General features: G+C 41.2%; 14 protein-coding genes. 9 read left to right on the forward strand and 5 right to left on the reverse strand.

Translation table 11 applies throughout. The features are described from left to right. The first annotated feature begins 814 nt into the window (after positions 1–814). Entirely contained in the window at positions 815–1,384 is a 570-nt protein-coding gene (locus MKY14_RS04675; protein WP_076130927.1) for a TetR/AcrR family transcriptional regulator, read from the forward strand. Positions 1,385–1,434: 50 nt separating this feature from the next. After that, entirely contained in the window at positions 1,435–2,889 is a 1,455-nt protein-coding gene (locus MKY14_RS04680) for a DHA2 family efflux MFS transporter permease subunit (RefSeq protein ID WP_076130929.1), read from the forward strand. 194 nt (positions 2,890–3,083) lie between these two features. Here MKY14_RS04680 and MKY14_RS04685 read toward each other — a convergent pair whose 3' ends face one another. The 4 genes from MKY14_RS04685 to MKY14_RS04700 form a co-directional block, all read right to left on the reverse strand. Next, positions 3,084–3,902, reverse strand: coding sequence for an SDR family oxidoreductase (locus MKY14_RS04685; protein ID WP_076186022.1), 819 nt, complete (start codon positions 3,900–3,902; stop codon positions 3,084–3,086). 59 nt (positions 3,903–3,961) lie between these two features. Then, positions 3,962–4,495, reverse strand: coding sequence for a PadR family transcriptional regulator (locus MKY14_RS04690; protein WP_081388325.1), 534 nt, complete (start codon positions 4,493–4,495; stop codon positions 3,962–3,964). 210 nt (positions 4,496–4,705) lie between these two features. After that, positions 4,706–5,200 carry a hypothetical protein gene (locus MKY14_RS04695; protein ID WP_076309349.1) on the reverse strand — a complete coding sequence of 165 codons (495 nt, stop codon included), beginning with the start codon at positions 5,198–5,200 and terminating at the stop codon, positions 4,706–4,708. Positions 5,201–5,359: 159 nt separating this feature from the next. After that, positions 5,360–5,989, reverse strand: a complete 630-nt coding sequence (locus MKY14_RS04700) for a hypothetical protein (protein ID WP_248548182.1) — start codon at positions 5,987–5,989, stop codon at positions 5,360–5,362. Between the two features lie 81 nt (positions 5,990–6,070). On the opposite strand from MKY14_RS04700, the gene MKY14_RS04705 reads away from it, so the two are divergent. From MKY14_RS04705 to MKY14_RS04730, 6 genes are all read left to right on the forward strand, one after another. Next, complete coding sequence (locus MKY14_RS04705; RefSeq protein ID WP_036678319.1) at positions 6,071–6,403, forward strand: PadR family transcriptional regulator; 333 nt, start codon at positions 6,071–6,073, stop codon at positions 6,401–6,403. Beyond that, positions 6,400–7,725 (forward strand): FtsW/RodA/SpoVE family cell cycle protein, encoded by a 1,326-nt coding sequence (locus MKY14_RS04710; RefSeq protein WP_340975893.1) that lies wholly within the window; start codon positions 6,400–6,402, stop codon positions 7,723–7,725. Before MKY14_RS04705 ends, MKY14_RS04710 begins: the two co-directional genes overlap by 4 nt. A 59-nt stretch (positions 7,726–7,784) precedes the next feature. Continuing rightward, the gene (locus MKY14_RS04715; protein ID WP_340975894.1) at positions 7,785–8,696 is read left to right on the forward strand and encodes a hypothetical protein; all 912 of its coding nucleotides are present in this window, start codon (positions 7,785–7,787) and stop codon (positions 8,694–8,696) included. Between the two features lie 14 nt (positions 8,697–8,710). Continuing rightward, complete coding sequence (locus MKY14_RS04720) at positions 8,711–9,475, forward strand: M15 family metallopeptidase (RefSeq protein ID WP_340975895.1); 765 nt, start codon at positions 8,711–8,713, stop codon at positions 9,473–9,475. A gap of 130 nt (positions 9,476–9,605) precedes the next feature. Then, positions 9,606–10,346, forward strand: a complete 741-nt coding sequence (locus MKY14_RS04725) for a stalk domain-containing protein (RefSeq protein WP_340975897.1) — start codon at positions 9,606–9,608, stop codon at positions 10,344–10,346. A gap of 247 nt (positions 10,347–10,593) precedes the next feature. Further along, a complete protein-coding gene (locus MKY14_RS04730; RefSeq protein WP_339190876.1) occupies positions 10,594–12,093 on the forward strand; it encodes a DHA2 family efflux MFS transporter permease subunit in 1,500 nt (499 codons plus the stop codon). A 71-nt stretch (positions 12,094–12,164) separates the two neighbouring features. Here the strand turns inward: MKY14_RS04730 and MKY14_RS04735 are convergent, their stop codons facing one another. Beyond that, positions 12,165–13,058 carry a DMT family transporter gene (locus MKY14_RS04735; RefSeq protein WP_339190878.1) on the reverse strand — a complete coding sequence of 298 codons (894 nt, stop codon included), beginning with the start codon at positions 13,056–13,058 and terminating at the stop codon, positions 12,165–12,167. A gap of 128 nt (positions 13,059–13,186) precedes the next feature. Between MKY14_RS04735 and MKY14_RS04740 the strand changes: the two genes are divergently transcribed. Continuing rightward, positions 13,187–14,062, forward strand: coding sequence for a LysR family transcriptional regulator (locus MKY14_RS04740; RefSeq protein WP_076185996.1), 876 nt, complete (start codon positions 13,187–13,189; stop codon positions 14,060–14,062). The last annotated feature ends 216 nt before the right edge of the window (positions 14,063–14,278 follow it).

A 14,278-nucleotide genomic window follows, 5' to 3' on the forward strand; every position in this document is an offset into this window, starting at 1 on the left:
CTCCACAGCACATTGGGCCTTCTCTCGTTCACACCATCTCGTTCACACCATCTCCTTCACCTCATCTCATTCACTCCATCGGACCCCAGAGTCCTTATTTGCTGGAAAAGTAACCTTTTGAAAGATTAACGGACCCCAATGCAGCTATGAGCACAAAAAAGGGATGAAAACAGTCCGGTTTGAGGGGAATAGCGGCGCTGAGGTCCGATAAATTGTGAAAAGACATGATTTAGCACAAATAGCTGCATCTGAGTCCGATAGGAATGTTAGCTTGAGAGCAAGTGTAGTACAGGGAAAACAAAAGTGTGGTAGTAAGTGTGAAGCAAGGGAGTACACGGACAAATGCATGCGCGGAAATAGTGTGAGGCATGTGTGCGACCTAATGAAGCTAATAGCTCAATGAGAAGTAAATGTGAAGTAGAAGGATGTTCGAAGTTAGGAGCTATCGGACCCCAGAGTCCTTATTTGCTGGAAAAGTAACCTTTTGAGTAATTATCGGACTCCATTGCAACTATGTGCACAAAAAGGGATGAAAACAGTCCGGTTTGAGGGGAATAGCGACGGTGAGGTCCGAAAATGAGCCCAAAAGTATGTTTTAGCACAAATAGCTGCATCTGAGTCCGATAGGGAGGATGGAGCTAACCCAACCCAACCCAACCCAACCCAACCCAACCCAACCCAACCCAACCCAACCAACCCCCACGATCTTCCACCAAAATTACTTTGAATTTAAGTAATTTATGTGTTGACATATCTCTTTGAAATATGGTTTTATTATGTAGACCAATTGTTATAATGCAAAGGAAGTGTCAGCTTGTCGAACAAGCCGAATACGCGTGAGGCGATTTTGGACACAGCTTCGAAATTGTTTTTTTCTCAGGGATATCATGCAACAGGACTGAATCAGATTATCAAAGACAGCGATTCACCGAAGGGGTCTCTTTATTACTACTTTCCTCACGGTAAAGAAGAACTGGCTTTGACATGTATTAACCGGACTAGTGAAGTTGTCGCTCAGAAGCTTAGACATCATATGGAGAACAGCAAGAGTGCGTCTGAGGCAATGGAGGATTTCATTCTAGGAATGGCTAAAGATGCTGTGGAATCCTCATACGAAGGGATTGTTCCGTTTAGTTTTTGGTTGGCGGCGGAGACATCCTGTATTAGTGAGGAGCTGCGGACTGCATGTAAATCTGTGTTTATGGACTTGCAGGATGTGATCAAGAAACGTCTTTTGGATGAAGGCGTAGAGAACATGCCCGCGGCTGATAAGGCTTCAGTGGTAATCTCTTTATTTGAAGGGGCGCTTCTCCAGACGCTGACTTTTCGGGAGGAACAACCGCTTCTCGCGGCGGCAAAGTTTATCCCAGTAATACTTGGTTAGATACAGACAAATAGATAAGATTATCAGGAGGATTAAGGGTGGAAGCAACTATGCAAGGGAATCAACAAAAAGAGGTCAAGAAGTTTAAGACTATTCCAATTCTTGTCTCTTTATTACTAGCAGGTTTTATCGGAATGTTCAGTGAAACGGCATTAAATGTTGCCTTAAGCGATCTTATGAATGTCCTACAAATTACCCCAGCAACAGCACAATGGTTGACAACAGCTTATCTGCTTACACTGGGTATATTAGTACCAATTTCGGGGATGCTGCTTCAATGGTTCTCGACGAGACAGCTGTTTATAGCGGCTTTATGTTTTTCAATCCTAGGAACATTCCTAGCGGCAGTATCACCTAACTTTGAGTTCTTACTTACAGCAAGAGTGGTTCAAGCTATGGGAACAGCGCTTCTGTTGCCACTGATGTTTAATACAATCCTTATCATCATTGCTCCTGAAAAACGTGGGGCAGCAATGGGGATGATCGGTCTGGTTATCATGGTTGCTCCGGCGATTGGGCCTACCATTGCTGGACTGCTTATTGAAAGCCTCAGCTGGCACTGGATCTTCTGGTTGTCATTGCCATTCTTAGTGATTGCATTGATATTCGGGATTCTGTTCATGCAGAATGTAACAAAGGTGACGAAACCGAAGATTGATATCCTTTCTATTGTCTTATCTTCACTCGGGTTTGGCGGTATTGTGTTTGGTTTCAGCAGCGCCGGTGAAGAAGCGGGCTGGGGAAGTCCGAAAGTGATCATTGCGATCATCGTAGGTGTAGTAGCACTGTTATTGTTTGGACTTCGTCAAATGAAGATGAAGGAGCCAATGATTAATCTGCGTGCTTTTAAATATCCAATGTTCGCTATTGGTGTAGCTATGGTATTTATTTGTATGATGGTTATTCTGTCCTCCATGTTGATTCTTCCGATGTACCTTCAACAAGGACAAGGTTATACAGCTTTCAAAGCGGGTCTGTTGCTGCTTCCAGGCGGAATTATAAACGGATTGATGTCCCCAATTATGGGTCGTATGTTTGATAAATACGGTCCGAAATGGCTCGTGATTCCAGGTCTGATTATTGCAGCAGTAGCCTTGTGGTTCTTCTCCAGTATTACTGTAGCTTCTACGGTTGTGTTCGTAATCGTACTTCACAGTACGCTTATGATTGGTATTTCAATGGTATTTATGCCGGCACAGACGAATGGTATTAACCAGTTGCCACTAGAACTTTATCCAGATGGTACAGCTATTATGAATACACTGCAGCAGGTTGCTGGTGCCATTGGTACTGCATTAGCAGTCAGCATTATGACCGCGGGTTCAAAAAGCTACATGAAAACTGTGGAGAACCCAGCAGATCCAGCTAATATGTTACCTGCGTTCACGAATGGTGTACAAAATGCTTTTATTTTCGGAATGAGTATGGCGATTGTAGGACTAATTCTTGCTTTCTTCATAAAAAGAGTAGTTGTTAATCATAAAATGAATACTCCGATGCATTAATAAATAAATTTGACGCAAGAAAAGGTGTTCGAATAGGTTAGTTTGTAAAATCCCCTTAGGATAGACAGTGAAAAAAAGTTCATGATCTCTTGGACTTAACACTGTTGATCGAAGGGGATTTTTTTGTTCGCAATAAGAAAGAGGACCACTCCTCGGTAGAATACCGAAAAGCGACTCCACTTAAAGCTTTCTTTTCAAGAAAAATGCTGGGATATATTAGTCAGATATTCTTCTTCGGCCGTATTTTCTTTCATTTGAATGAGCATTTTTGCATCTTCACCAACAACATATCGGAATTGACTTGTCCCATCTGTGGCGGCTTGATATATTGTTTCCGCAACAAGTTCTGGAGGCGAAGCATACGCAGGTTGTTTTTCCATCTCACCCAATTTACCCAAAAATGCAGTAGTAAAAGGTTTATATTCCGTTAATGCTTCATTAAAAAAGAACTCCATCGATCTACCACCAAAGTCTGTCTGAATGGCACCAGGTTCAATTAACTTTACTTTGATGTTTTGTGATGCTAATTCATAAGATACGGATTCAGAAAAACCTTCTACGGCAAATTTCGTTGAATGATACAGAGACATTGTAGGAAAGGTAACTTTTCCACCCATAGAAGAGATATTGATTAGCAAACCATCTTGATTAGCTCTAAAATGTGGCAGCATGGCTTTAGTCATACTGATAAGACCAAAAACGTTGACTTCAAACTGTCTTCTGATCTGCTCATCTGTAGCTACTTCAATAAGACCCATTGTTCCATAACCAGCATTATTGAGAAGAACGTCAATTTTACCGAACCGCTTAATCGCCTCCTCTAACGCAGGTTGAATCGTGTCTGCTTTCTCAACATCGAGCCGTAACACCAACACATTATCAAGTGTAGTGAATTCACTTTCTTGTTCAGGTGAACGCATCGTGGCTACCACATTCCATCCTCTTTCAGCAAAATGTTTTGCTGTAGTTCTACCGATACCAGACGAAGCACCCGTTATAAAAATTGTTTTCATCTACAATTCCTCCTAAAAGTTTTATGAGCGGTACATCTTAACCTGGTTCGTATTAAAACTCACTTCGTAAGTACTAACTTCTCCATGTTTAACAATCCCTCAGCAATGGTTGTTAGTTTAGCCTTATATTCTTCTATGCCAATTTGAATGCAGATGATCTGTGCTGGATGCATTTCATCTTTATAAAGCGAATACTGAGCGAGTAATTGATCTAACTTATGTTGTGATTCCTCTTGAGCTTGCTTCAACCAAATAATCACCTTCTCATACCCGACAAATTCACCAAAATAAAGCCTCATCATAAAATCAGATTTCTTAATACTGTCAGCCTCTAGTGGGGCTAGTAAATAGGCATTAAAACTATCTCTTCCTTTATCCGTGATGTTTAAAAGATTTTTATTAGGCTTACCTTCCTGAGGTATGTTTTCCTTAGTAATCAGACCCTCCTTTTCCATGCGAGCAAGTGTAGGGTAAATCGTTCCATAACTAGAACTATAGAAATTAGAGAATATTTCTTCCAATAACTGCTTTATTTCGTATCCAGTCAACGATTTTTTCATAAGCATGCCTAAAATAACATCCTGACTGTTCAAAATAGGGCCTCCTTTAAGTTTCTAAATATTTGTATATCGTTATCACAATATATCAGACCTTTATATATTTAGTCAATATATATTGGACGGATACTTGGAGTTGTTTTTTTATGTATTCATAATAATTAAGAGACATCCCGAAAAAACGACGATCGCTCCCTGGCAGAATACCGGGGAGCGATCGTCATTTAATTCTCACTTATTAAATTTTCATTGTGTCCATTCCATCATATATACTCGTTGTAACTCCACGTTAAGGATCACGATACAGTAGCTACCATCATCTTTTTTCTTATAGTAATAGAATCCTCTTTCTTCGAGTTCTATAGGGTTAGCCCAAAATAATTTTTCGTATTTTTCTTTTTCATTTGGATAAATGGCAATCACAGAGTCTTTGAAACTTGATATTCTCTCTTTTAAGGGGTCAATGGATTCAACATTGAGGGGATGCCAAAATGCTGCATCTTTGATTTCTTTGAATTGCTTTTCGTCATAATCTAATACGTAATAGCTTTCGCCATCCCCATGGAAACTGGGTGGACTTTCAAATATCACCTTTGACTCTGTAGGTTTAGAGATCGATATGCCCCAATTTATCTTCCACGTCTCATAATAGTTCATCGAATTGTTACGGAGCATATATCCAACGAAAATAAATATGAAAAGAACGGTAAAACTCAAGATTGTTATTGTTGTTTTTCTCATCGTTGATCTCCTCAACATGCTGCTTGTATTACCATTATTATACATGAATGAGGAGGGAATAAGGGCTTTCTTAATAGAAACTTTACATACATAGATTTACGATGTATAGTTGTCCTAGGTATAAAAGGATAACTAATATTCATGATATACAGATATTAGTCATGGGAAAAAAAGCAAATCAACGGTATAAATCCCGTAGAATGAGCCGAATCCGGCTCGACGAAGCAAATCAACGGTATAAATCCCGTAGAATGAGCCGAATCCGGTCCGACGAAGCAAATCAACGGTATATATCCCGTAGAATGAGCCGTTTCCGGTCCGAGGTAGCAAATCAACGGTATAAATCCCGTAGAATGAGCCGAATCCGGCTCGACGAAGCAAATCAACGGTATATATCCCGTAGAATGAGCCGATTCCGGTCCGAGGTAGCAAATCAACGGTATAAATCCCGTAGAATGAGCCGAATCCGGCTCGAGAAAGCAAATCAACGGTATAAATCCCGTAGAATAAGCCGTATCCGGACCGAGGAAGCAGATCAACGGTATAAATCCCGTAGAATGAGCCGAATCCGGCTCGACGAAGTAAATCAACGGTATAAATCCCGTAGAATAAGCCGTATCCGGACCGATGAAGCAGATCAACGGTATAAATCCCGTAGAATGAGCTGAATCCGGACCGAGGAAGCAAATCAACGGTATATATCCCGTAGAATGAACCGAATCCGGCTCGACGAAGCAGATCAACGGTATAAATCCCGTAGAATGAGCCGAATCCGGTCCCACGAAGCAAATCAACGGTATATATCCCGTAGAATGAGCGGAATCCGGTCCCACGCCAATTGTAAAGTTAGAATTTAGGAGGTGTTAGCCGTTGAAAGTAAGTAAAGAGATGCTGAAGGGCAGTACGGGTACGTTAATTCTGACTCTTTTACTGGAGAAGCCATTATATGGTTATGAGTTAATCAAAGAGCTGGAGCTGAGATCACAGGGTGTTTTTTCATTAAAAGAAGGAACCTTGTATCCAATTCTGCATGCGATGGAAAGTGAGCGCTGGGTAGAGGCTTACTGGATGGAGGTAGAGGGAAGGAAGCGTAAGTACTATAGAATTCTGGATGAAGGTAAAGAGAAACTCAAGGAGAAAAAAGCAGAATGGGTTATGTTTAAAGGTGCAGTTGACTCCGTTCTGGGAGAGGGTGGTGTATGATGAAAGAGAGGCAGCAGCAATTTTTGGATGAAGTGTGTGCAGAGATTAAAGCGAAAAAAACTCACCCAGAGATACGTCAAGAATTAGCTAGTCATCTAGAAGATTTAATTTGTGAAAAAGAATCAGAAGGTGTATCACGGGAAGAAGCCATAGCTTGGGCGATCGCACAAATGGGGAATCCGCAAACGTTAGGAAAGGAACTTCATCTAATACATAAACCACATGTACCTTGGGGATTGTTTGGCGTTGTAGCTATATTATCCGCGATCAGTCTGATCGGAATGAGTTCTGTGGATGTAGGCTACAGTGATATTGTTAAAGGTGCTTTTTTGGATAATGCGTTTAGACGCCAAGCGATAAATATACTCATTGGAATTGTATTGATGTTTGGATTGTATTTCATTGATTTCAGAAAGCTGAAAAGTTTCTCGTGGGTATTATACGGAACATCAATAGCAGGAATTCTGTCGAGTATATTCTGGGGGATAACAATAAATGGAGTAAATTATGGTCCTAGGATTTTTTTGATCTTACCTGATATGACATCCTATCGTCCTTATGTTTTGATAGTCGCGTTAGCAGGGATTTTAGTGAATCGTAAGGAATCGGCTAAAAAGAAAACTTGGCGGAGTGGGTTGTTCGACATAAGCCTTCTGTTAGCACCTGCATGGCTTCTTATCTCTCTAAACTCTCTTCCAGAGCTTGTGGTGTATCTAATCTCTTCACTAGTATTATATGTATGGATTACTCGCGATTGGATAAAGAGTGTAGTATTATTAGGGTTCTTTGTAATAGTTGGACTAATGTTCATCTTCAATAGCGACTACCTGATGGCCAGAATTATTAGTGCAATAAATCCATCTTTAGATCCAGAAGGTTATGGCTATATCTATCAAGTAATGCGTGAAGTTATTAGTTCAGCGGGTTGGTGGGGGCACGGATTCGGAGCAGTAGAACAAAAGCTGCCGTATGTCTACTCAGATATGTTGCCTGTCTATCTTATTCATTGTTTTGGTTGGGCGGGGGCGCTGCTTTTGCTTACAGTTATCTCCTGGTTCTTTATTAAGCTTCTATCTACGATACGAGCGATTCGTGAGCCCTATGGACAAGCTTTAGTGTTGGGTTTGGCATTTTTACTAGCCATAAGACTAACCTATGGTCTTGCTGTTTTGAGCGGCGGAATGATGCTGACTTCTATCCCGTTCCCTTTCCTGAGCTATGGGAGTCATGTATGGTTTGAATATGCGGCTATTGGACTTTTGATGGGAATTTATCGTAGGAAGGATATTGGAGCCGTCCAGGATAATACTGTACTGAGTTAGATTCAGGATCCTCTCGTATGTCTAATTATTAAGTATGAATACTTAAGGGAGGTCTTTTAATGGGATGGAAAAAAACAGGCTTGTTAAGTATTGCCTTTGCCCTAGGCTCTATGGGAGGGTTTGGGAGTATACATACAACTGATACTGTAGCTGCCGCAACTGTGAAAGAATCTGCAAAAGTCTATAACCAATTCCAACAATATGTACAGAAACCGGCATCTCTTGCTAACGCACGGAATTATTTGATTAACCATATCAAAGAAGTGGATACCTGGACAGCAACTCAGATGACACTCCAGCTCGAAAATGCACAGAAGGCATATTTACCTGTGTACTCTGAGAAGGTTTTTCCGGAGAATGTTCAGAAAGAGATAAATAATGCTTTTTCCAAAAGCAAAAATCTAACCTACAGCACACTCCTTAATGCGATCAAAGATGCTAATGTACGCAATATGTTAATTGAAGGACGGGATAAGGGGTTTAAGCTGGAGACTAGTGAGGGCATGTACTATCCAGTGATGCATTATGAGGGTTTCAAAAGCTTTAAGCCGTATGTCACGAAGGACATCGCTGCTTATATAGATATCATGGCCACTGAATCGAATCAACCAAGTGTTTTTGATGCAGCTATTGTGATTAGTTGGACAGAGTTAACGAACAGGGCGCTTGCACTGGAGGATTTTGTGACGAAATACCCAGCTTCCAATCGGTCAACCGTTCTTCAAAAAGAGCTGCTCAATGCAACTTCACGCTTATTATATGGATCAAGCAACACACCAGCTTATGACTATGATGAGCAAGTAATCAAACCTGAAGTAAAGAAGGCGTATGAGAATGCATTAAAAGGAAACAAAGGCGACACCAGAATCCTAATGATTTTAGAAAAACTACTGCAGTTACTTGATTCCACGAATAATAAACTCACACCTGAAGTGGAGAAATTTCTGAATCAAACGGTTAATTCGAAATGAAGAGGCGGGATCTATTGAGAAGCGGATTTAGAGGAACAAAAATCATAGTTTTCGCATTTGTGCTGTTGTTATGGACAAACACTATTTTTATGGGCAGCGCAGATGCAGCTTACGTTGGATCATCTACAGACAATGTACTGCAGCAAATGCAGCTGGAGAAGAAAAACCGCCTGCCGCAAGGATTTGTCTATTTGGATGAAGTAATTCCTACTGCTCAATTTGAGATTCGTTATTACGGGGACAATAATTTTGTAGGGCAGCGGATTGATGGTTATAAAGCGCCTTTAGCGATCTTTTCACAGACTGCAGCTACAGCCTTGAAGGCAGTAAGTGAGGATTTAGCCAAAAAAGGATATATCCTAAAAATCTATGATGCTTATCGTCCGCAGACCGCGGTGAATCATTTTGTAAGATGGTCACAGAATTCCGCGGATACTAAGATGAAGCAGCAATATTACCCGCTACTGGATAAACGTAATTTATTCAAACTCGGATTTATAGCGAAAAAATCAGGACATTCTCGAGGCAGTACCATCGATTTAACGATCGTCAATAAAGAGACCGGTCTAGATGTAGATATGGGCAGCCCGTTTGATTTTTTCGGAGATATCTCTTTTTATGATACATCGTTAATCACCAAGACTCAGAAAGCAAATCGCGCAATTCTCAAAGAGGTTATGGTGAAGCAAGGCTTTAAACCTTATAGTAAGGAATGGTGGCATTTTACGCTGATAAAAGAACCTTTTCCTAAGCAGTATTTTGACTTCAAGGTGGAATAATCATTTCTAAAGAAGCGGCTCAATATAATGTTGAACGGCTTCTTTTTTTCTTGGCTTGATTATCCTTAGGATTAGCACATGCTGGAAACGCACATAATACTTGTAATAACTAAAGGGAGGTTTCGAGCAGATGATCAAAATGGCAGCGGTTGTTGTGTTAGGTGTTCTGTTTTTAACTAATGGATTTGGTGGATTTGCCGCTCCAACAGTATGGGCAGACTCCGGCCAGGTTAGCGTGATTTTGAATGGTAAACTACTGGAAACTGATCCCCATTCAGCCTACAACAAGGGTTCCACGGTCATGATTCCGCTCAGAGAGGCTTCCAATGCACTGAAATATACAACAACATATCAAAAAAGTTCAGAAACTATAACGCTAACAAGGATAAATGAAATAATTAAATGGAAGCTTAACGAACATTTAGTTAGCATCAATAATGCACAAGAGTTGGTTTTTAAAGATGATTTCGAATTCAGACAGGATCATATCTATGTTCCAATCTCCTTTTTTAAGACAATTGGTTTAGTAACCTCATATGATGGGGAGTCCAATCAAGTTGAAGTGTATACCCCTGAAGTGACAGCGAGTGTTATAGCGGGGTTACTGGTCGGCGGTAAATATAATGAATTATCGGAGCGATATCATTATGATGTGGTCGTAAATAAGCCAAGCTCAAATGGATTACTGGAAGACTGGAAGCAAATTACGATAAAAGCCGGGAATTATCATGGGATTAAATCTACAAAAAGTAGCTATAACGAGGATCAATTTTCTATCCGCTGTGTATTGGATTTTGCAGAGACAGAGATTCCACTTGAAATTATTTTGAACACATCGGGCAAAATTATAGAATTAAGAGAGACGCTCTAATCGGAAAATGATTCCATGATGACTATGCACATTTCCCAAGCGAGAAGATTTTAGGGGATTATGCATAGTCTTTTTGCTGTTCTAATATACTTTCCCAGATAATTTCTGAAGGGTATCGTAAACCCGATGTGTTTTTAATGTAAAAAATGGTTTTATTTGTTGACTTCCAGATTCATCGAATGTAAATTAAAATTTGAAATAATCAATAAAGCATTTAATTAAATTAGAGAAATGAGTGGAGTACTGGATGACAAAAACAATGACTGGAATGAGTACTGCAGAAGAGCAACCCTTTTCGTTAAAAGCAATCATCCCCCCGCTTCTTGCTATTATTGTCGGTATGATTATGGTTATTCTGGATGGTACTGTTGTGAATGTGGCCGTTCCCAAGCTGGTTGATTATTTTGCTTCCGATCTCAAAACGATTCAGTGGGCGATTACGGGTTATACTTTAGCTTTAGCGGCTGTAATCCCACTCGCGGGCTGGATGACCGATCGTTTTGGATCGAAACAAGTTTTTCTGGCAACTCTTACGATGTTTATTCTTGGCTCTATGTTATGTTCGGTTGCACAAAGCTCATCTCAGCTCATTATTTTTCGAGTCATTCAAGGTCTTGGCGGGGGGATGGTTGCTCCCATTGGGATGGCGATGGTTTTTAAATTAGCTCCAGTAGAACGTCGAGGTTCTATTATGGGGATGCTTGGTATTCCAATGCTCTTAGCTCCGGCACTCGGTCCAGTCTTATCCGGTTGGCTGGTGGAGTACGTAAGCTGGCACTGGATCTTTTTGATTAATGTACCTATTGGAATTGTTGGCATTATTCTTGGTGTTAAATATTTGCCGAAGTCTGAACAAAAGAGCAAAGGCAAACTCGATATCCTAGGCATTATCCTTGCCCCAATTGCCTTCTCTATGTTGGCTTATGGAGTGAATGAAGGCGGTGGAACAAGCTGGTCGTCTACTCCCGCTATTGTTGGCTTATCTGTTGGAGGGGTTGCATTGATCCTTCTTGTCATTGTGGAGCTGCTTCACAAAAATCCGCTTTTACAACTGCGAGTTTTTCGTTCGTCGGATTTCACTCGGGGTATTATTTTAACTTGGGTTATGCAAGCTGCTTTGTTTGGGTCCATGTTATTTGTGCCCCTTTACCTGCAGCAGATTCGAAGCTATACCCCGCTGGAGACCGGCCTGATTCTACTTCCGCAGGCTTTAGCTTCAGCAATCGGAATGCCGATTGGCGGCAGGTTGTTTGATAAGATCGGGGCTCGTCCGCTGGCGTTTGTTGGACTTAGTATCATTACGGTCACCTTGTTCCTGTTATCCGGAATTAGTGTTACAACAAATTTATCGTTAATTATGACATACCTGGGTTTCTTAGGCTTTGGGATGGGTCTAACGATGATGCCTTTGAATACTCATGTCTTGAATGCTGCTCCACGTGAATGGGTGGGAAGTGTAACTTCACTTACTGCTGCTGCTCAACAAGTCGTTGTTTCATTTGCTATAGCTGGAATGACAGGTTACCTGACTAGTCAGATCGCTGTTCACATGGGAGCACTGAAAGTGGGAAGTAATCCTTTGACAGCCGCAGTTAGTGGTTTTGATGATGTGTTCTTCCTGTCTGGCTGCATAGGTGTGGTAGGTGTATTGATGAGTATTATTTTGCGCAAGCCTAAGCTTTCCACTGGAGATCCTTCCTCTGGAGAGGGACAGAAGGCAGATGCGGCGATGATGATGGGGCATTAATTGAACCCAAAAACATAGATAATATAGAAAAGGCGTCGTTCAGCTTGTATAGTTGAACGACGCCTTTATTGTTATAAATGCTCTGGTTTCTTCTGAGCCCACGATGCGGGGAGAGTTGCTTTACCAAGCAGCTCAGAAGCCACGATTCCCAGCAGAACAAGCGCTGCGCCAGCATAGCCTTGCATCGACAACTTCTCAGCAGCGAACCAATAACCAAACATCGCAGCGAAGACCGGCTCAAGGGAGAAGATTAGTCCGGTGCGGGTTGGTGAAGTATATTTTTGAGCAATAGGTTGCAGGATGAAGCCACAGGCACTGCATAGGATACCAAGCGCTAGTATTGCTGCCCAACCTGGCAAAGTAGAGGGGAGCGAAGGTGTCTCGAAGATTGCGGACAACACTAAGGCCAACCCTCCGGCAAATCCTAACTGCAAGATTCCAATATTCAGGGAATCACATTCTTTTACCGCCTTGCCTGTAAATAAGATCTGTACCGCATAGAACACTGCCGAAAGGATACACAGAAAGTCACCCGGTTGAATAGTTAAGGTTGCATTTAAGGTAAGAAGTCCAATCCCGGCTATGGCGAGGATGGAGCCGAACACTTGCGGAGGTGCAACTCTTTTTTTGAAAATAACTCGATCCAAGATCGGTACAAAAATAACCGTCAATGCAACTAAAAATCCTGCGTTTGAGGTGGTGGTTGTTTGAAGTCCGAAGGTTATACATGTGAATACGCCTAGCAGGAGGAATCCGAGGAGAGCACCATATTTTAATGTTCTCATGTCTACTCGTCTTAATCGTTTGTGGAATATCATAGCGGCTAATATAAAAGCAAGTCCGAAGCGGAGTGCAATCAGATTGAATTCGCCTAACGTACCTAACCCCATTTTCATAAATATGTAAGAGGAGCCCCAAAATAATGTTACAACTAACAGCAGCAGCTCAGCTTTGAGCGGTTTCATCTCTTCATCCATCCTTCTTCATTTTCAACTCAATATAGTATAATACGGCTCTATACATAAGGTAACTGAATGTTTATCATAGGATACATGAGTAAAACTTATGTAATTTATAAGGGTGGGAACAGAGGTTGAGCATTAATAAATATGAGATTTTTCTGAAAGTTGTAGAGCTAGGCAGCTTAACAAAAGCAGCAGAAATGCTGGGTTTTACGCAATCCGGAATTAGTCACACCATTAGCAGCTTGGAAATGGAGTTTGGGTTCGCGTTATTAATTAGAAATAGATCCGGTGTGAAATTGACGGTAAACGGGGAACAAGTTCTGCAGCCTATCCGTGAAATCTTGAAATGGAACGAGAAATTGAAGCAGGAGGTAGCGGACATCCACGGGCTAGAGATTGGCACGATCACCATCGGTACGTTCACCAGTGTGTCTGTGCATTGGCTGCCAGGGATGATTAAGCAATTTCGCAGTGAATACCCATATATAGAAATCAAGCTGATGGAAGGCGGTTATTTGGAGGTTGAGCAATGGATAGAGGCTGGAGTGATCGACTGCGGTTTTATTTCACTGCCTACACGTGAGAAGTTTGACGTAATTCCTTTAAAAAAAGACCGGATGTTAGGGATTGTATCTAAAGAGAATCCGCTTAGTGCAGAACCCTTTCTTTCCTTATCGCAAATTGCTAAGGAGGATTTCATTATCCCGAAAGCAGGCTCGGATTATGATGTTAGACGTGTGCTGGATAAGGCGGGTATTAAACCTAATGTTAAATTCTCAGCAGGTGATGACTATGCCATTATGTCGATGGTGGAGAAAGGCCTTGGCATTAGTATTTTGCCAGAGCTTGTCTTGACCCGGCAAAATTATAATGTGGCTATGCTAGAATTGGAGGAACGTAGTTTCAGATCGTTAGGAATTGCTGTCCACTCTATGAAATATGCTTCTCCCGTCACCAAAAAATTTCTAAAGCATGTGCAGGTGTGGCTGAAAGATAACACCTAAATAAATACGTCAAAAAATAAGAAACTGATACCTCATCAAAGTTAAGGGGGATCAGTTTTTTTGTTTAGTACTTCAGCTAGTTTTTCAGAAAACAGGAACTACACACAGGCCCACTGTAATCGATTTTAAAGGATTTTCGTTAAACATATGTATATCTCCATTATCTTATAGTTTTGGCGGCATTATAGAGGATTTAAGAGACGTTAAATTGCATGT

The organism is Paenibacillus sp. FSL R5-0887 (assembly GCF_038002305.1).
Classification (GTDB): domain Bacteria; phylum Bacillota; class Bacilli; order Paenibacillales; family Paenibacillaceae; genus Paenibacillus_AQ; species Paenibacillus_AQ odorifer.